The organism is Sulfolobus acidocaldarius DSM 639 (assembly GCF_000012285.1).
In the GTDB taxonomy this organism is placed as follows: domain Archaea; phylum Thermoproteota; class Thermoprotei_A; order Sulfolobales; family Sulfolobaceae; genus Sulfolobus; species Sulfolobus acidocaldarius.
In genome coordinates, this window is sequence record NC_007181.1 from 986,423 (window position 1) to 1,006,114 (window position 19,692).

Sequence of the window (19,692 nt, forward strand, 5' to 3'; positions counted from 1 at the left end):
TTTATACATATAAGAGACCATGTTATTGGCATTCAAAAATATTTAGTCATTGAAAATTGTGCTAAAACCCTGGTTTAAGGAGGATCTAGATGTTGAAAAAACTACAAAATAGTGATTTAGTTAGTTCGAGTCTTGACAGATTTTTTTAATTAATTACAACAAATTATACAATATTATAATAGAGTAGGTAGGTGAACCTGGATTACTAATAGATTAGGGGGTAAATATTAAAAGCCTCAATTTTCTACCAACTATTTTCATGTAATAATATTTAAATACATGTAAATTGAAAAACCGTTTACTTAAACTTTTTAAAACACTCCCAGAGGGATAGGGGCTAACAAGAGCAAATAATTTTTATCTGTATGTTCTAAAAATTAAAGTAAAAATGATTTTTATAGTTGGAAATTTTCTAGTTCCTTGCAACTCTGTAGTATTATATAAGTATTGACGTGAATTTTGCGTTTAGTGAAATCACGTAGAGCCGAATTTTGTACGCTTTTCAAACGTTAAACCTATATTAGAGTAAAAATAACAGCAGGGAATTCACAGGAGAGTTAAGCTTTCGGCCAAGATTTTAGGTGGTTATTATTTTTTATATTAATTAACCTTAAAAAGGACTAAAATTTTTACGTATTTAAATACCTGTGTATTATCATTATGAATGTCTTCCATGAATAAGAGAGTGTTTGACATACTTAGAGAATTAGACTCTCTTGTCGATTTCTCTAGGGCAAAACTACAGTGGGATATATTAATTATACTTGCAACCAAAGGACCATCATCGACAACAGAAATCTCACAAACAATAAACACAAGCAGAAAATCCATAATAGACGCAATAAGAAAACTAGTTGACAAAGAACTTGTAACAAAAGTTAAAGGAGATATATATGGTCTATCTGAAAAAGGGGAGAAGTTACTAGAAAGTTTTGACTCTATAATGTCTATTAATGTAACAGATAAACCTGATTCTTCCATAGAAAGTAACAGTATCAGTTTGACCAACATAGCAGAATATTTTTACATGCTAGAGATCTTAAAGATGGCACTTTTAAATAAACAGATAACCATAGATAAGGCTTCTCATGAACTCGGAATTTCTAAGCAGACCCTAAAATATTACATAGAGACCTTTACGGAAAATAAACTCCTGAAAGTAGTAAATCAGGAGAGTGTTTTAGGGAAGTCAAAAAAGATATATGTTTTAACTGATGAGAGCCGTAAGTTAGTATCTAGACTACCTGAGCTTACACGACTTAAGAGAAACCTACCCCTTAAGATCCTGTTAAAACTCACGGGAAGTTATAGATACGAGATCGCCTTAACTAAAGTAATGCTATTCAACGTGATATCAATTCCGGTTCTTATGTATCTCAAGGATCAGTTGGGTATATTGGAAGCGATATGGTTATATGTGATAATTCTACTTCCGTTACTTTCGATATTCGCAGAAATATTTAACAGGATATAATTTAAGGTCCTTTCAAAATAAGTACCTTTGGTCATATATTTTCATCAAGTTGTATTCTGAATGCCACTAATTATACCTCCAGATGAAAAAGCTTGAAACAGTTGCGCGGTGAGCGTTAATATGACATAATACGATATCGCGCTCATAATCATAAGTAGACCTATAAAGTATAGGCTTGCATAAATAGACTTACCATAAGCCAAAGATATCGCCATCCCATTCGCAAAACTCATGACGAAAAGCATTATTAAAAATATTTTAGAAACAAATCCTATATCAATAGGGTTGAACGCTATTACCGAAGCCAATTCACCAATCGAAAATAAATTATTCAGCATACTAGTTATAGAGATTAAGGCAGCAGAAACGCCTGCTGAGGACACTTGAAGTGCGTATATAGAAGCCTCGAAAGCCCTACCGTTCTGCTCCTTTCTGGCTCTTATATTCAGTACTACATCACCTATTTTACTTAATATCTCTCCGGTGATCAACATATTACCTCCATTACTAATTGTCTCGTACAAGATCTCACTGAGCATAGTTACGAGTACGCTTTTACTTTCTCTTCCCATAAGGGAAAAAATTTTGCTTTTATTAACTCCTAAGTTTAGCCTGTTTAATGCCCTTCTTATCATAGGTTTTGCAGAACCTAAATCACCCCTTAAAACAGCCATCAGTGACTCCTTTAGATTGTTTACAACTGAATAATTTCTAGTAAAATAACGCGTAAATAACAAAAAATATCTCTCTAAATTATTTATTTTATTTTCAAATATCCTGTATCTCATTCCCACTCCTAAATAGAGAACTCCTGTTATTATCATTGTTATAAATGATGTATAGGTTAGATTTAATGCAATTCCCAGTAAAATTAAAGCAGTTAATAAAAGTCTGTCTCTACTACTATATCGCATATAGCTTTCAGGTTTATATATATAGTACATGATTACAGTTAAATTAACTAAGATGACCGTGGAGAGAAAGAAAATCTGTAATAGTATACTAGAACCACCAGAGTAAAGAACTGATAGGACAGTCATGTCTGCTACGAGAAATGCTAAAGAACTATTCAAGGTTGCATAGACTGTGAGGAAATTGTTCATAGATTCAATAACTCTAGCTGAGTGAGAACTGTACTCAGCCAATGAGAAATCTATTTCCCTCTCTAGAAACTGAACCATGTCGTCTCCAAAAGTAACGGCCTGTGATAATCTTACCAGAAATTCACTTAGAAATTTTACTTTAGAATTTCTTATAGCATAGTTTATTCCTTGTGAAAATTTATATCTAAATCCTGATACTAAATTCTTTATTCTCCTAAAGACCTTCAAATACGGATGAAAAGAGTCCTTATTTGATACTTTTAACAAAACCGTTTCAGGGGGCAACCCTGCAGAAAAGAGAGCCATCATGAAAGCTAACATAAAGATATATTTAGAGTCCATTTCCTCTTTTTTATTCCTGTCAAATATTACTGACATATTTTATCGCCTCCTCCAAACCCATCTGTCTCGCTCTTAAAATATAATCCCAAACATCATAATAGTTGAATATCTTCTTCTCTACAAGAAGATTTAAAAACCTGGATCGCATCTGCAACTCATCATATAACAAGCCGATATTCCTTCTATCTATGCCCCTCTTGACTGCTATCTTGTTCTCGATTAGATATGAAGATCCTTTTCCAGCAAATAACATCTTATCCTGAACTGAATCATACGTAAATGCAGGGATATAAACTACGTCATTTGTCACAGGATCTATGTCTATTATTTCGTCGACCTCGACAACCCTCCTGATTAGATTCCCTTTCTTATCGTATAAGGCAGTTTGAAATAACGCAATATTCAAGTTATTAATATAACTCTTTGGAACCTCTATAGGATAACCAGTAAGTCGCTGTATTAACGTCGTTATATTCGCTGCATGAAACGTTGCCATTACTGAGTGACCAGTTTGCATAGCCTGAAAGGCGACATTTCCCTCCTTGTCTCTAATTTCTCCCACAAGTATGTAGTTTGGTCTTTGTCTTAATGCAGCTTTAAGTAAGTCAAATAATTTTATTGTACCTTCACCACCAGTTTCTCTAGTGACCTCTGCAACCCAATTTGAATGCGGAACCGTCAATTCTGGAGTGTCCTCAATAGTAACTATCTTTAGATTTGGGGGAATGAAAGCAGTTATGGCATTTAATGTAGTTGTCTTTCCAGATGCGGTTTCTCCACATACAAAAAGATTCATTCCCTCATCCAGCATAGTCCATATATATGCCGCCATCATAGAGGATAATGTTCCAAACATGATGAGTTGAGTTATACTGGTTGGAACTCTACTAAATTTCCTGACAGTTAGATTTGATCCTCTTCTACTTATATCAACACCGTACACAAAATTTACCCTAGAACCGTCAGGCAGACTCGCATCAACTACTGGTCTGTTATGAGAAACGGGCCTATATGACTTTTCACTGAGGGAAACTATTAGATTATCTAACTCTTCATAATTCTCAAATTTAATTGAAGTTCTCATTGGACCGAAAACCTTATGAACGATATATACATGTCCTAGCCCTGGTATTGATATATCTTCTATGTAAGGATCTCTAATGAGAGGTTCTAATGAACCTGTATATAACTTATCCCTGATGAAATGGTAAATAACATATTCCTTTGGAACAGAAAGCCTCATTCTTAGAAGGATTTTATCTAATATTGAGCGTATTAATTTTTCTTTCTCCTTAGTATCTTCTGGTGGTTCCTTATCGCCGATAGATAAGGCAAACTTCTCCTCTATTTCCTCCATTTCATCATGAGTAGGTCTAGGAGGTTCTATAACATTATATTGATTATAGCCATCCTCACTTTTTATACTCTGAATATGAATATAAACAAAATCGTCTACTCTATAGATTGCATTAAATATTTTGCTCCCCTTCAAGATATTTGGGTTTTCTATTATTGTAGGTCTTTCCTGAAGTTTTGTTAAATAGTCTTCCACGAAGCTCATGACTTATGCCCTCGATAAGGATAATGGTACAACCTTAATGCCCAGCGCAGGATCCACATCAAAAGAAATTGTGTCTGAACCAGATATTCCTCCTGTAGTTTTTACTCTTTCTAGGATCTTTACTCTTCTTCCACCTATAGTCGCAGCCGAGAGCTTAAGATACACATCAACTATACTAGTTATTTTACTCTTCATTTCCTCGTCAAAAGTATCTGGATGAATAGTGAATAGAATCATTTTACCCGTATTAACTAAGACCCTGATGTCCTTCATAAATTGTAATAACTGCTTCTCCTTTGAGAAAGCAGCTAGTATTGACAAACTATCGATTACGATGAAGTCTATATTTTTACTTCTTATAAAGTTTACAATAACATCTAAAATTTTCTCAGCTAAACTAGAGTTCCAATTAAATTTCTTCGTATTCAATGGAGCAATTCTTAGTTTTCCCCTTATAAAGTATGGTATTAAATCGATCTTTATTTCCTTCATCTTAATCAAGTAATCTTTAGTAGTCTGCTCCGTAGTAATCACATATCCCTTCTTATCTGACAATAGAAAACCTAATACGAATTGAGCAGATAACACACTCTTACCCGTGCCATGATCTCCTTCTATCATTATCGATGCTGGATATGGTATTCCTCCTAGTCTTCTATCTAGATCGTCATTACCGGTACTTATAATCATAGGCTTCCCCTCCATATTACCGATGGACCATAGTTTGTTACAATGACTACTGTAGCTTGAGTATTTGGATACGGAGGATATGGCAGAATGATAGTTAAAGTAGCCTGAGAGCCTGGAGCTAACAAAGGAGTATTAATTGTCCAATAATAAGGGCTAGGGTTAGAGTTCTTTGTGTAGTTATATAACGAGAGATTGAAAGTTGAGATATTGCTAATGTTAGCATAGTATTGTACTATAACGGAAAAACCTTGAAAATCATACAGATTAGTAGATCCATTATTTTCTAACACAACATTCAAAGTACTTCCCGTTAATGATACGGAGCTTACAGTTATCTTCGTTTCTAACTGTTCTAATTCCAATTCATGATTTAATTCTTGTGCTTGATTCAAAATTTGCTGGCTCTTAAAATATGCACTCAACAATACAATTCCAAATGAAACACCAATAAAAGTTATTAGAATAAACGCCAAAGTTTGTGACACTCCCATTTTAGCTTACCTTAAACATGTAACTAACAGTATATCCATTGGGTGTAACAATCTGAATAGTATAGTATTGGTTTGATGATAACGGAGAAGACAAATAGATAATGATTTTTACTACTGACCCTGGCTGTAGTGAATTAGATGTAACTGTCCAATAGGGGGAAGAACCTGAATTATAGCCTACAGGTTGCAATTGACCATTTGGACCGAAATACACTACACTATTTTGAAGGTAAGAGATCGTTGTTTCCCCCACATTATGTAAATATGCAACTACAGTGTTTGAGCTCGTGTTAGTAGCATAATCTATCTGTAGTTGTGTCAACATTTTTTGAGATTGTTGAATAGAATATGACGACATTGTCGTAGAGATAGATGAGGCGACTGAAAAAACGGTTCCCGCTAAAACGCCAATAAGAGTTACAGAAACTATTATCATAATGGTCTCACTTATAACCTCACTAACCATTCACACCACCACCCTCCAAAATCATTATATATTTCTTAATTTCAGGAGTTAGTGATGAGTAACTCTCAGCTATATTTGCAGCAATAGAAGCTAACTCTTTCGCTGTAATTTTTCTATTCTTTATGAAAGATAAAATTCTTAGAATAGTAAACATATCATCTGAAGAGACATATCCTAATTCATACAGCTGTTTAATTTTTTCTTCATCATATTCCATTATCTCCAACAGGACACATGATTTTATAAACCATGTTAAGTTTACGTTATTAGGGTTATTAGATCCTACTAACTGACTTACGGTACTAATCTCTCTACTAACATGTTCTTCTTCCTGCTGAATTATTGTATTAAACGGTGAGGAGGAATCTGATTCACTTGCCTTCACAGATAAGGCTAACTCTTCAACTGCTGAGTTAAGATTCTCTATCAATTTTTTCATCTCATTAAAACTGTTTGTTATATTTGTCAACAATTCATTCTCTTTTTTATCCATCTTCCCTAACACATCCTTTAGAGCCTTTTCGATACTGTCACTTGAGTATTTTGAGGTTTCATCATTAGCAGGTTTCTGCTGAGTCGGAAATCGCTGTTCTTGAGAAATGTTTTGAGGGCTTTGCTGGGTTTGCACTCTCTTAGTCTTTGGTAAAATTACACGGAATAGAATTTCTAGGAATGCAGCTATAGGTATACCAACTCCTATCAATATTATGAATAATGATGATTGTAATAGATCTTGGATAGCCATTACTCATGCACCGCCTTAGTGGGAAATATTAAATAAAAAACATTATATCTTAAATATCTTCTCATTTTAAACCATTTATCCTATAACTGTCACTTTTCCATCAGGCTGATAGATATACTGGGATATTGTTAATGGTGAACCAATATTTGGAGTTATCTGAATTGTCACAGTCTCGTATTGGAAAACGTTAGTTGCCTCGCCAGGACCAAATAATATCATCACACCTATTACGGATCCAGCAGGAGCTATATCACTTCCGGCTAATGGGAAGCCGGATACTGGATACGTGAAGGCAAATGTTTTATTAACATATGCATAGTATTCTACCTCCGTACCGTTAACACTTATATTGAAGGTAAATACGTTATCGTTCTTTAGCCATGGCTTTGATGCTACTATAGACGTATTAGAAATGATATAGAGAGGAGAAGATGTTAATTGACCACCCTTAACCTCCTGACCTAAAGTATAATTCAGAGCTAATAATGCATAATTGGGATCGGAATAGTATACATAAGTTTGTCCTGCACTATTGGAAGAAAAGGCTAATGTTAAATTTATAATACTGGTGCCTAATTTAACTTGTACTTTGTTATTCACCTGGCTAGGTAGTACAGATAATAAACTGAATTGGTAGATGTTAGATAGTGACACTCCTCTACTAGCAGCTGTAAACGATATTGCTGTAGTTGAAGGAGATAAGTCTACACTAGATACACCAGAACTAGGAGATACAGTGAAATACATCCAGTAACTCTTTGTATTGGTGGGATAATTCACTGCATATAGCACATTTCCTGATAAAGATAACGCAGTAGACGCAGTTTCTTCTCCTTTATTTATAGTAGTCTTAGCTTTTTGAGTTACAAATAACCCCATATTTACTGCAACATATGCCAAAACTGCTGCTGTTATTATGAATGCTATTAATATTATTGCTGTATCCAATCCTGCTAAACCTCTTGTTTTCCTTCTTTTCATGTATATCATGTTTCTATCACTTTTTCAAAATGAGATTTCTAAGTTGGTCTTTAAAAACCTCCCCTCGATCTTCGACCAAAAATCACAATTTTTCGACTGCTGATCGACGTTAATTTAGTCTTTTTTTTAAAGAACTTTTATTTTATTATACATGATACTGATGAGAAGGCAATATATTCTTATATCATTATTAATGATACCTTTTCTTATAGTGCTATCAATACTTTATGATACACCTTTATTCATGGCTCCAGTTCCGCTATTCTTATTCTACATATCTAGAATTATCGGAATTAACACAATAAATGATAGTAAATCGCTTTATAGATACATAAAGAGATATTATGGGAAAGAAATTGCAGATAAAATTCAACAAAACTTTAAAGTTGTAAATAGCTTTGACTTATTGGATAATAATTCTCTTATAATATTTGATAACATATTAATTCTAAAAATTAACAATAAAATAGGAGTTTTTGAAATAGAGGAGGGTATAGACTATCTAATAAGGCTAATGAATTATGTGTAATATTCTCTTTTAATAGATCTATTTATGGTCTAAAGCTACATAATTAACAGTGCATATGTAAATTATTTACTAGAGTGTTTTACTTTTGTATAAAAACAGTAATATTTAAATTTTCAGATGGCATAGATTCTCTAAGAGATGACCAAGAGTCTATTCGATGTGTTAAAAGAATTAGACTCTCTTGTCGATTTCTCTAGGGCAAAACTACAGTGGGATATATTAATTATACTTGCAACCAAAGGACCATCATCGACAACAGAAATCTCACAAACAATAAACACAAGCAGAAAATCCATAATAGACGCAATAAGAAAACTAGTTGACAAAGAACTTGTAACAAAAGTTAAACATGATATCTATGGGTTATCCGACAAGGGAAAGGAACTTTGGAACAAGATCGATTCGGTCTTAAACATAGAAGTGATAAACGGAAATAATCATAAAGGACAAAGCAAAGATGAAGATATATTAGCTTTAGAAAACCTATCCCAATATTTTTACTTAATTAACTTATCCAAAATGATTACAATCAATCACGATGGATTGAGTCTAGATAAAGCAGCTAGAGAATTAGGAGTCTCAAGACAAACACTCAAATACTACCTTGAACTCTTTGAGGAGAAGAAATTATTCAGAGTTATAGGTAAGAGGACTCATTTTAAGAAAAATATCTATAAGTGTGTATTAATGAATGAAGGTAAAAGGCTATTATTCAGATTACCCGAGTTTACGAAAATGAAAAATAATCTTCCGCTTAAGCTACTTCTAAGACTAACAAATAGTTATACTCTCGAAATGGCAAACGTCAAAGTTATGGGATTTATTCTAATCTCTTTACCATTACTCATGTACTTTAGAGACCAATTAGGTCTAATTGAACTGCCCTGGTTATATGCAGTAATATTCTTAGCACTTTTAAGTGTATTTGCGCAAATCCTCAGTAGATAAACCCTTTTTACCATATTATACCTACTAGAATTTCATTCAATATTTTCTTGTCTATTTTAAGATTAGAAATAGTTAATCATGAAATAAATTTCTCTCATATCATAGCTAATCACATTAAAAGAGATAGAATAGTTTAAAAACAGGTGTTTCAATACTAATTATATACAATAAGAAGATATACCCACATAAAGTTGAGATGATACGAGGTGTTAGTTAGTGGAAATTAGGATAATTCACAAGCGAATTTTTCAGTATTAGTAGTAAAAGCTATGTTAATGTCGTTTATATTATTGATATCGACATCTATGATACTTATTTCAGTTTTCAGTTATGTGCTGATAGCTTTGATAGTTTTAGGAATAGTTTTGTCACTAATATCATTGCTATCTCCTAGAGTATCTTACGTATCTTCAGTTTACCTGATAGGTCTAACAGTATATTTAAATCCAGGATTTTCTCTAACTCAGTCCCTGATAAATACTGTTCCTATCCTAGGAGAAATAAATATGTTAAGTGGGCTGTTGAAGACTCCTGTAACTTCAATAATATCTAGCCTTTTCTCCCTAGCATTATTAAATTTAGGCATAAAGGGTTATGAGATATATTTGAGTAAGCACGCTGATATCGTGAAATTAGATTCAATAATTTTCTCCCAACACGGTCTTCCGAAGCAGGCTAACTGGAATATTGTTGTTAATTCTGAAGTAAAACTCCTCAAGTCAAATGAGAAGCTTATATTAAGCAATACTCCAGAAGCGAAATATGAACTTTGCCCAACATTGGTAGACCATAAATATTACGTGCCCAATAAGGTGACGGGTTTAGCCTTTGAGGGAGAGGTTATAAGGATTAATTACTCTCCAGTTGACGGTGTACCGTATGAAAAGTTCAGGAACTGTTTTACAGTATTTGAGGTCGAAGGACTACCTCCAGATACGAGTTTTGTAATTGAAATTAATGGTGCGTCATTGAAGCTCAAGGATAGAAAGTTCGCTAAACTGTCGCTGGAGCCTTTGTACTGGAAAGTAAATGAAATCAGGATATCTAGAGAGGATGAAGAAGAAATTTATGAACCTGACATAAAAGAGGGTTTAACTTTTAGAGGTGGGACAGTTAAAATAAACTTCAGGAGGAAAGTGATTAGATATAAAACAGCTAAAATACCATCTATAGAAAATTGGGATCCTGGAATTTGGGTGGGTCAAGAGGTTTATGGTTACAGGGTAATTGAAGTAATAGGATTAGGTGGAAATGGATATGTTATGAAAGTGGAAAAGAACGGTTTATTATACGCTATGAAAGTTCTATCAGTAAATAAGTTCACCAATTCCCTAGAACACTTTGACAATCTGTTAAAGGAATCTGAAAATTTGGAAAAGTTATCAAAAGATCCAAGGTTAGTTAGTATATATGGCTCATTTGTAGACAAAAATAACATTCAGTCTGCGTTAGCTGGGGATTATACCAGCTATTATAAGTACCCGCCGGCAATTATAATGGAGTTTATGGAGGGCGGCACATTATTCGATCTAATTAGTAGAGTTGATCTTGTACAGTCTAAATATTGGCAGTACATAGTCAAACTCGTCATAAAAGAAATAGCCAAAGCCCTGACGTTTTTACATAAAAGGGGATATGTTCACCTAGATGTAAAGCCACAAAATATATTTCTGAAAGAGAAAATCAACGGCGAGCCAGAAGTAGTTTATAAAATTCTGTCTTCTACCCCGGGAATAATTAAGTTGGGGGACTTAGGTAGTGCAGTTAGAGTAGGAGAGAAGATAACACAAGCAACACCAGCCTATTCACCACCAGAGCAAATAGAGGCAGTAATAACAGGAAAGGGAGCACAACCCTCCATGGATAATTATGCATTAGGTGTTACACTATATAAGTTACTTACTATGAAGAACCTAGATTATGTTAACTATTTGGATAAAGCTTTCGATGAATACATCAAAGGGGATCCCAGTATTGCGATGAAATACATAAATATGGCTAAGATGAGTATGGTTAACTTTAAACCTAAACTACCTCATAATACTCTGCCCGAGTTAGCTAACGTAGTACAGGGAACATTAGTTGTAGATCCAAAGAGGAGACTGACCAGCTACGATATAGTTAAGATATTAGAAGGGTAAAAGAGATTTCATTTAACATTTTTATAATTATGATTTTTATTAAATAAAAACTAATACCTTGATTTCACCCCTTTAATTGAGTAAGTATATTTGTTTCTAAAACTTTTAGGATTTGGCATTAAACTTCAATTTTAGTTTATCCTCTATTATAACACTTTAATTATGATTGTTAACAAGGGAAAAAGTTTTGTTTTTAAACTACACTTTCAGTAGTTTTGACCTTTTGTTTTAAAACATAGTTCTTGGTAAGTAATGCGACCAGTAAGTTGATGAACATTAAGCAGATTCCTACTAGATATATATAATGGAATGCTTCAGACGACGGAACTGACGCTATAGGCAGATATTGATTATTAAACAGGTAACCTATCCATGCTGTATAAGTATCCATAAATACGGTAGATATAACTGGTCCTACTGAACTTCCTATTGACCTTATTAAAGTGTTCATCCCAATCCCAACCCCTCTTTGATCCTCTGGTAAGGATACTGCCACCATATTCACTAAAGGTATCATCAGGGATATTATGCCAACAGATGCTACTACAGTATCTAGTAGCACTTGAATATTAGTTGAATTGAAAGCATTTAACAACAAAAAGCCTATAATCCCCACAATTGAACCAAATATAAGCAAAGGCTTAGGACCAGTGCTATTGATTAGCCTTCCTACAATGGGACCTACTACCATCATTGTGAGTGCTACAGGAGCCATTAACAACCCAGAGTCAATTATACTTAAGCCAAGACCGTAAGGCTTGGGTAACTGGGCATAATAGGTTAAGCCAATAAACATGAGGAACATCGCAGTACCTGCTATTAAACCAGATATATTAGCTACCATAATATTCCTAATTCTAAACAGGTCTAATTTCATAAGAGGTTCCGCTACTCTTCTCTCCACAAAGATAAACACACCAAAACTTATAATTGAAGTTAGAATGAGTGAGAATTGAGTTGCTGAAAACCAACCGATAGACGGTCCCTCTGTCAAGTACACTAATAGTGATATTACAGCTAACATTAAGAATACAGCCCCTAAATAGTCAATCCTCTCCTTGGTTTTAGATGGTATCTCCTGGATAAATCTTATGGATATAAACATGAGGATTATTGAGAGTATGAACGCTGTATGAAAGGCATATTGCCAACCTAAGTCTTGAACTATGTATGCACCGATTAACAAACCTAATGCCGGACCTAGTGCCAAGGTAGCGCTTAGTATACTTTGAGCCCATGCTACTCTTTCCCTTGGAAATAAATCAGTAATTATTGCAATTGCAATTGGAAAAACTGCAAAGCCCAGACCTTGAATTGCTCTAGCAAATATAAGCATATAGATATTTGTTGAAAATCCTGCAATTAACACTGCCAGAGAGTAGAAGGCTATAGCTAAAAGATATATTTTCTTTTTACCGTACCTATCTCCTAATTTTCCGAAAACTGGTGAGGCAACTGCTCCAACAATTAGGTATGCTGAAGTGATCCACGCAACAGTAGTAGCTGAAGTGGAAAACTGATCCTCTATTTTTGGAAGGGCGGGTATAACCATAGTCTCTACATAATTCACCAAAACCAACATGAGAGAAAGGGTAACTAGAGTGGTTGTTGCTCCCTTATGATCCATGGAGACTATTAAAAATTTTCGTATAAATAAAGTTTTCGATATATCTCTAGTACTGAATATTATTCAATTAGGGTATATATAGTATTGATAGAATATACTATTAGAAGTTACCTAATTACTAATATGTCGTTTTGCTTAAGTTATTTTATTAAAAACTTTTAACATTTTTACATGGCTAAAGATCAAGTTTTACCTTTTATCATGAAAATTGTAAATAAGCAAGAATTATAAGATATAAATTAGATTATCGATATCGATAATTTCCTAGAACGAGCTTAATTATTTTTTAATATCTAGTGAAGAATTGAAAATGGTCTTATTTAGGAACCACATAGTGGGTTCTCTTCAATTAAACTATCGTTTATATACGAATATTTTAAATATTCCGATATATCGGTATAGTATAGATGTATATGAAGAAAAGGGTTTCCCTAATATTACTGATTCTATCAATAATTGTTATCTCTACTTCCTTTAGTTACGTTATATCAACTGCTACACCAAACATTCAAGGATACTCGTCTTCCCCTGAGCTTATAACACCAGGAGAACAAGAGATACCTATAACATTTCACCTGATAAATTCAAACCCCTATGTCCTGTATAATGTACAAATTTCACCGACAGATACATATCCTTTTTACCTGTTCAACTACTATAATGTTAACCCTACAGTTACTATACCAGAATGGACTCCAGGACAAATGGTTAATGTCACATATATCTTCAATGTGGCAAATGGAGTTAAGGACGGAATTTATGAAGAGTTATTAAATATCCAGGCTATAGTTAATAACCAGAGCATATATACTCAAGTATCAGTAGGAGTTCCAGTTCTGGGTTATGTTAACTTCACAGCATCATCAGTATGGGGAACACCATCAAACCCAACAGTAGTAGGACCAGGACAAACAAACACACCACTAACAATAATACTACAAAACCTCGGAAACGCGTTAGTTACTAATGTCACCTTAGAGTTCAGCTCCCAGTTCCCCGTTAAATTCCTACAAAATAACGCAACAATTTCAGCCATAGAGCCAGGATATTATGGAGAGGCAACAGTCTTTGCCTCCGTATACCCCAACGCTACGGAAGGAGTATATTACATAAAACTTAAGGTAAATTATTACCAGAACAGTGTTCAGTATGTCACAGTCCCTATCGACATAGGTGCAGTTAGTAAAGTATCGTTGACAGATACATGGGGAACTCCGTCCAATCCTCAATTGGCTGCGGCTGGTTCCTCATTTTTACCCCTAACAATCTATGTGGAGAATTTGGGAGAAAACCTACTATCAAACGTAACACTAACACTAAAATCACACTACCCAATACAATTCCTACAAAATAATGCAACAATAGGCTTCGTACCAGCAGGACAATACAACTACGCAACAGTAATAGCAAGTGTAGATAGGAATGCAACACCAGGTGTCTACTACATTCCAGTTACAGTAAGCATGTACAATGGGTACAAAGAGACTGTAATGATGCCTATATACGTTTTGGGGTATGTTAACTTCACAGCATCATCAGTATGGGGAACACCATCAAACCCAACAGTAGTAGGACCAGGACAAACAAACACACCACTAACAATAATACTACAGAATATAGGTACTGCAACTGTAACTAATGCTACATTACAACTAGAGTCACAATATCCAGTAAAGTTCCTTCAAAGTAACTTGAGTATAGGTAACATACCTGTTGGAGTACCTATTGAATTGACTGTGTTGAGCAATGTATATCCTAATGCAACAACTGGTGTGTATTTTGTAAGTGCTAAAATAACATATTATGACGGTATAACGAAGAATATCACGTTCCCAATATACATTCAGGGAAGTAATCAGGTTTCCTTACAGGGAATATGGGGCTCACCATCAAACCCAATACTTGTTGCACCTGGTGAAAATAATATACCTCTAACTGTTGTTGTGGAGAATTTGGGAGAAAACCTACTATCAAACGTAACACTAACACTAAAATCACACTACCCAATACAATTCCTACAAAATAACGCAACAATAGGCTTCGTACCAGCAGGACAATACAACTACGCAACAGTAATAGCCGATATATATCCCAATGCGTCCTCTGGAGTTTACTACATTCCAGTTACAGTAAGCATGTACAATGGGTACAAAGAGACTGTAATGCTTCCTGTTGAAATACTAGGTTACGTGTCAATACAAGCTCAGTCTTTATGGGGTAGTATAAATTCACCCATAACAGTAAGTCCTGGAGAGACGCAGGTACCATTGACAATTCTCCTTAAGAACACAGGAGATGTAAACGTACTTAATGCGACACTGACCTTCTCTAATAGTGAGTACCCATTAAAATTCTCTCAAACTAATGCACAAGTAGGCATTATACCTGCAGGGCAAGAGAACTACGCTACTGTAACAGTCAGTGTCTACCCAAATGCAACTCCTGGAGTATATTACATACCTGCTACACTAAACTATTATAATTATAAGACCGAAATAACGGTGCCAGTGGACATTTACAGTCCAAATGTTTCCATAAATGTAGTCACCCTTCCACCACAGGTATTCCCAGGTTATTATGATGTGAGATTGCTAACAATATTGACGAACTACGGAAATGGAATAGCTGAAAACGCCAGTATAAGTGTATCAACACCATTCCAAGTGATCTCATCACCTGAGATTAAGATTGGAGCACTACCTATAGGATCACCTGTAAATGTCACTTTCTTAATCAACATTCCAAACGACACTATTCCAAAGACGTATACAGTAAACTTTACCGTAACATTTGACGGAGGTAAGGCAAATTACCAGTACGCATTAAATGTATATCCCAAAGCTAATATCATAATCACAAATGTCAAGTACTCCACAATAAACCCAGGAGATAGTAATGTGCCCATAACCATTACGTTAAAGAACACAGGTAATGCCACAGCTAAAAATGTAATAGTCAGACTAGGGACGTCAGATGTAATATATCCTCATGTCAGTTCCTCTAACCCACTACAAGCGCTAACCGCATCAGAGGTATTTGTAGGGGACATTAATCCACAACAGACTGCAAATGTGACATTTGTTGTTGATATAAGTGGAGGAGCTTCCCCAGGTGTTTATCCATTAGCCATCGCAGCAACATGGAATCAAACAGGAGCCATATTCCCATTTGAGCAATCTGACACATTTTATGTGAGCATATCTCAACCGTTCCTCTCACAACTATTTAGCTCTCCGCTAATTTACGTTATAATAGCTATAATTATCGTTATAATAATAATAGTGGTTGTCTTATCAAGATTTAGAAGGAAAAAGTAAAGCCTTTTTTAAAGTAATCAATATTTTTTACATTCATTTTAGTTTTTCTCATAGTTCAATCTTTAGTGATTTCATATTGTTCAAAAATCTCATTTTTGTCTCTAATAGATATACGTGCTTCCCTAAATAGTCTTCACGAATAGCCATAGGATCCTTATCCTATTTTCACGTTTTTAAGGATTGTTTAAACTCCTCGATTGCTCTCTTTATTTCCTCCATGGATGTCTCATCTTCTATAGTAGAGATATCTCCTGTGGACTGACCTAACATTACCGCTTTTATTACTCTCCGCATAACTTTGCCTGACCTTGTCTTAGGTAACTTCTCCACGAAATGTATTTCAGGGGTAACTATGGCACCCATATGTCCTCTCATATATGCTTGTATTTCTGTCGCTAATTCCTGTGACGGAACGTGTCCCGTTTTTAATACAACGAAAATATGTATATTCTCGCCCTTTACTGGGTCAGGTAGCCCTATAGCAGCAGCTTCAGCGACAGCAGGGTGTGAGGTAGTTATTGATTCAACTTCTCCTGCTCCTATTCTGTGTGCAGCGACTTTAATGGTTTCGTCTGCTCTTCCCATTACCCAAATATATCCCTCCTCATCAATCATCGCATAGTCTCCACTGTAATATATCCCAGGGAATTTACTGAAATATGACTTCTTTAATCTCTCATTTCCGGGATCATTCCACATTCCTATCATCATTGATGGGGGATATGGCGGTAGCATTACTAAATAACCCCTATTCCTAGGCTTCGTAGTGTTCCCGCTTTCGTCAAGTATTTCTATTTTATTACCTGGTAACGGAAATCCGCATGTAGGACCTGATTTCATTGGCAAGTAAATTAGACCAGGCATATAACCCAAATTCGGAGATCCTGTCTCAGTTTGCCACCATTGATGGGACATGTAGACTCTACCATTACCTACTACCTCAAGACCCCATTTCCAAGGTGCATAATTTAATGGTTCGCCCGCAGTAACTATTACTCTTAGAGAGGAAAGGTCATGTTTTTTAACAACCTCGTCTCCATATTTCATGAAGGACCTAAGTGCAGTTGCCGAAGTACCGAAAACAGTGACCCTATTTCTCTCTATGATTTCAGCCCATTTATCCGCATAAGGATAGTCTGGTGCATCCTCATATATAACAATAGATCTACCCATCACTAGAGGTGCATATGTTATATAGGAGTGTCCAACTACCCAGCCTATATCAGAAGTGTTAAACAGTATATCATTCTCTTCACTCATGCCATAAGACCAAAGTAACATAATCGAAGTTCCAACTAAGTATCCTGCGGTACTATGAACTATACCCTTGGGTTTTCCAGTAGTTCCAGAGGTGTAAAGTATATAAAGAGGATGTGTTGATTCTACAGGTTCAGGGTCGATAGGTTTATATTTAGCTATTTCTTCAAAGTACACATCTCTTTTGTCATCAAAAGGAATTTCAGAACCAGTCCTCTTGTAGATGATAACTTTCTCTACCGGACTGTTTTTACCAAGTAACCTAATTGACTCATCTACAGCTTTCTTTAATTCTACTAACTTTCCTCTCCTATAATAGGCATCTGCAGTAATAACAACCTTGGAACCTGCATCAGATATCCTATCTGCTAGGGCTTGAACTCCAAAACCTGCAAATACGACATTATGAATTGCACCTAATCTGGTCACTGCAAGCATAGAAATTACTCCTTCTGGAGTTAGTGGCATATATATTGTTACTCGATCACCTTTTCGTACTCCTATTTCCCTCAGAGCATTAGCCCATCTATTTACTTCATAGTACAAGTCTTGATAAGTTAAAACTCTCCTCTCGTGTTTTCCACTTTCCCAAATTATAGCAGCTTTAAATTTCCTGTTAGAAAAAGCATGTCTATCTATAGCATTATATGAGGCATTTAGCTTTCCCTCAACAAACCATTTTGTAAGCAAGCCCTCCTCTTGAACAAAGGTTTTTTTCCAAGGTTCAAACCAATCAATCAAACTCTCCGCTATCCTATCCCAGAACTTACTCGGCTCTTCTATGCTTTGTTTATAGATGTTTTTATATATCCGTAAGTTATAATCAGCCTTCTCCTCTAATTGCTGAAGCTCGTCAATTGGTTTTTCTGCCATACTACTCAGTATAAATAATTTAAACTATATTAAAAAATCTTTACTCTATCGTTATATTTTAACAGGAATCAAGTAAAGTAAATTAGGATGTAAATTTAGTAAACTCTATGAATAGAGTAACACTACTATCTACAAGCTGGTTCATATGGGGAATTGCTTACTACTTATATTATCCATATACTTCTATATATGCTTCCACATTTATTAAAGATAGACTAATACCACTAATTTACATAATATACACACTGATAGGGATTCCTTCAGCCCTATTGAGTGCTAAGATATCGAAACTTCTAGGATTGAAAAGAGCTATTATATTATTCATGGCTTTATCTGGAGTTGGTCTTATGGTTGTTGCCATAGCCCCATCTTTACCAGTACTAATTCTAGGGTTTACAATGTCCTCATCTTCTCTATTAATTGCCTTACCTAACTATTATTATTACATGAATAATCTAGGAAAAGGTGTTATTTCAAAAGTGTGGGCTATATCGATTTTACCGGCAATCTTTACTCCTGTGATAGGAGGAGCTATTGCACAGTTACTGGGAATTAGGTATGTTTTTTTAACTGCAGGTCTATTTATGACTCTTTCAGGGCTACCTGTTTTAGGTCTAGAATATGACAAGGAGAGCATAGTTTTTTATGAAAATACTAGAAAACTTAACCCCTTACCCGGTCTCGTTATCATCCCTATATCATTAGCATCTCCTTTCGTGTTCCTTATCACTAAGGACCTGTACAATTTGTCTTATGTAGCAGTGGGAGTGTTAGCTACAATGAGCGAAGTAATAGGTATGGTTGTAGTGTTCCTTTCTGCGGGTAGGAATAAGCTACTTCCGATTTACCTTATGTTGTTTTCACTTGTTTACCTGGTGTTTTTTAACCCCTTATTTTCCCTGGCATTCGGTCTATGGGAAGTCCTCATCCCATTAGCTATAGAAGAAGTTAACGGAAGTAGTATCAGTGCTTATTCAAGAATGATCTCTCTGCAACAGATCTTTTGGCTTATAGGATACGTCGCATCCTTGCTTGCGTTATCTGTAAAATTTGCTCTACTTATATCAGCCATTTCCTCCTTAGTTCTCGCTTTTATAGCCTGGAAAACGCGGAACTTTAAAATATTCGTAGATAAATAATAGTAATT

15 protein-coding genes are annotated in these 19,692 nt (G+C 35.0%); 6 read left to right on the forward strand and 9 right to left on the reverse strand.

What is annotated here, in order from left to right; translation table 11 throughout:
• The first annotated feature begins 673 nt into the window (after window positions 1-673).
• Window positions 674-1,474, forward strand: coding sequence for an HTH-type transcriptional activator ArnR (arnR, locus tag SACI_RS05580; protein ID WP_015385569.1), 801 nt, complete (start codon window positions 674-676; stop codon window positions 1,472-1,474).
• A 44-nt stretch (window positions 1,475-1,518) separates the two neighbouring features.
• Here arnR (SACI_RS05580) and SACI_RS05585 read toward each other — a convergent pair whose 3' ends face one another.
• The 7 genes from SACI_RS05585 to SACI_RS05615 all read right to left on the reverse strand — a co-directional run bounded on the left by SACI_RS05585 (window position 1,519) and on the right by SACI_RS05615 (window position 7,862).
• On the reverse strand, window positions 1,519-2,955 hold the full coding sequence (locus SACI_RS05585; protein WP_011278021.1) for a type II secretion system F family protein: 1,437 nt from the start codon (window positions 2,953-2,955) through the stop codon (window positions 1,519-1,521).
• A complete protein-coding gene (locus SACI_RS05590) occupies window positions 2,939-4,480 on the reverse strand; it encodes a type II/IV secretion system ATPase subunit (RefSeq protein ID WP_011278022.1) in 1,542 nt (513 codons plus the stop codon). The genes SACI_RS05585 and SACI_RS05590 overlap by 17 nt, the downstream gene beginning before the upstream one ends.
• Before the next feature lie 3 nt (window positions 4,481-4,483).
• The gene (locus SACI_RS05595) at window positions 4,484-5,185 is read right to left on the reverse strand and encodes an ATPase domain-containing protein (protein WP_015385570.1); all 702 of its coding nucleotides are present in this window, start codon (window positions 5,183-5,185) and stop codon (window positions 4,484-4,486) included.
• Complete coding sequence (locus SACI_RS05600) at window positions 5,167-5,661, reverse strand: flagellar protein F (protein ID WP_011278024.1); 495 nt, start codon at window positions 5,659-5,661, stop codon at window positions 5,167-5,169. Before SACI_RS05600 ends, SACI_RS05595 begins: the two co-directional genes overlap by 19 nt.
• A gap of 1 nt (window position 5,662) precedes the next feature.
• Window positions 5,663-6,127, reverse strand: coding sequence for a flagellar protein FlaG (locus SACI_RS05605; protein WP_011278025.1), 465 nt, complete (start codon window positions 6,125-6,127; stop codon window positions 5,663-5,665).
• Window positions 6,120-6,872 carry a hypothetical protein gene (locus tag SACI_RS05610; RefSeq protein ID WP_011278026.1) on the reverse strand — a complete coding sequence of 251 codons (753 nt, stop codon included), beginning with the start codon at window positions 6,870-6,872 and terminating at the stop codon, window positions 6,120-6,122. The genes SACI_RS05605 and SACI_RS05610 overlap by 8 nt, the downstream gene beginning before the upstream one ends.
• Window positions 6,873-6,947: 75 nt before the next feature.
• On the reverse strand, window positions 6,948-7,862 hold the full coding sequence (locus tag SACI_RS05615) for an archaellin/type IV pilin N-terminal domain-containing protein (RefSeq protein ID WP_011278027.1): 915 nt from the start codon (window positions 7,860-7,862) through the stop codon (window positions 6,948-6,950).
• 151 nt (window positions 7,863-8,013) lie between these two features.
• On the opposite strand from SACI_RS05615, the gene SACI_RS05620 reads away from it, so the two are divergent.
• The 3 genes from SACI_RS05620 (at window position 8,014) to arnS (ending at window position 11,471) form a co-directional block, all read left to right on the forward strand.
• Window positions 8,014-8,382 (forward strand): hypothetical protein, encoded by a 369-nt coding sequence (locus tag SACI_RS05620; RefSeq protein ID WP_230949778.1) that lies wholly within the window; start codon window positions 8,014-8,016, stop codon window positions 8,380-8,382.
• Window positions 8,383-8,520: 138 nt separating this feature from the next.
• Window positions 8,521-9,330 carry an HTH-type transcriptional activator ArnR gene (gene arnR, locus SACI_RS05625; RefSeq protein ID WP_011278029.1) on the forward strand — a complete coding sequence of 270 codons (810 nt, stop codon included), beginning with the start codon at window positions 8,521-8,523 and terminating at the stop codon, window positions 9,328-9,330.
• A 305-nt stretch (window positions 9,331-9,635) separates the two neighbouring features.
• Window positions 9,636-11,471 (forward strand): serine/threonine protein kinase ArnS, encoded by a 1,836-nt coding sequence (arnS, locus tag SACI_RS05630; RefSeq protein ID WP_015385571.1) that lies wholly within the window; start codon window positions 9,636-9,638, stop codon window positions 11,469-11,471.
• Between the two features lie 193 nt (window positions 11,472-11,664).
• Here the strand turns inward: arnS and SACI_RS05635 are convergent, their stop codons facing one another.
• On the reverse strand, window positions 11,665-13,098 hold the full coding sequence (locus SACI_RS05635) for an MFS transporter (protein ID WP_015385572.1): 1,434 nt from the start codon (window positions 13,096-13,098) through the stop codon (window positions 11,665-11,667).
• Between the two features lie 413 nt (window positions 13,099-13,511).
• Here SACI_RS05635 and SACI_RS05640 point away from each other — a divergent pair, with 413 nt between their 5' ends.
• Entirely contained in the window at window positions 13,512-16,415 is a 2,904-nt protein-coding gene (locus SACI_RS05640; protein WP_011278032.1) for a COG1361 S-layer family protein, read from the forward strand.
• 165 nt (window positions 16,416-16,580) lie between these two features.
• On the opposite strand, the gene acs is transcribed toward SACI_RS05640, so the two are convergent.
• Window positions 16,581-18,545 (reverse strand): acetate--CoA ligase, encoded by a 1,965-nt coding sequence (gene acs, locus SACI_RS05645; RefSeq protein WP_011278033.1) that lies wholly within the window; start codon window positions 18,543-18,545, stop codon window positions 16,581-16,583.
• A gap of 107 nt (window positions 18,546-18,652) precedes the next feature.
• On the opposite strand from acs, the gene SACI_RS05650 reads away from it, so the two are divergent.
• A complete protein-coding gene (locus SACI_RS05650) occupies window positions 18,653-19,684 on the forward strand; it encodes a hypothetical protein (RefSeq protein WP_011278034.1) in 1,032 nt (343 codons plus the stop codon).
• The last annotated feature ends 8 nt before the right edge of the window (window positions 19,685-19,692 follow it).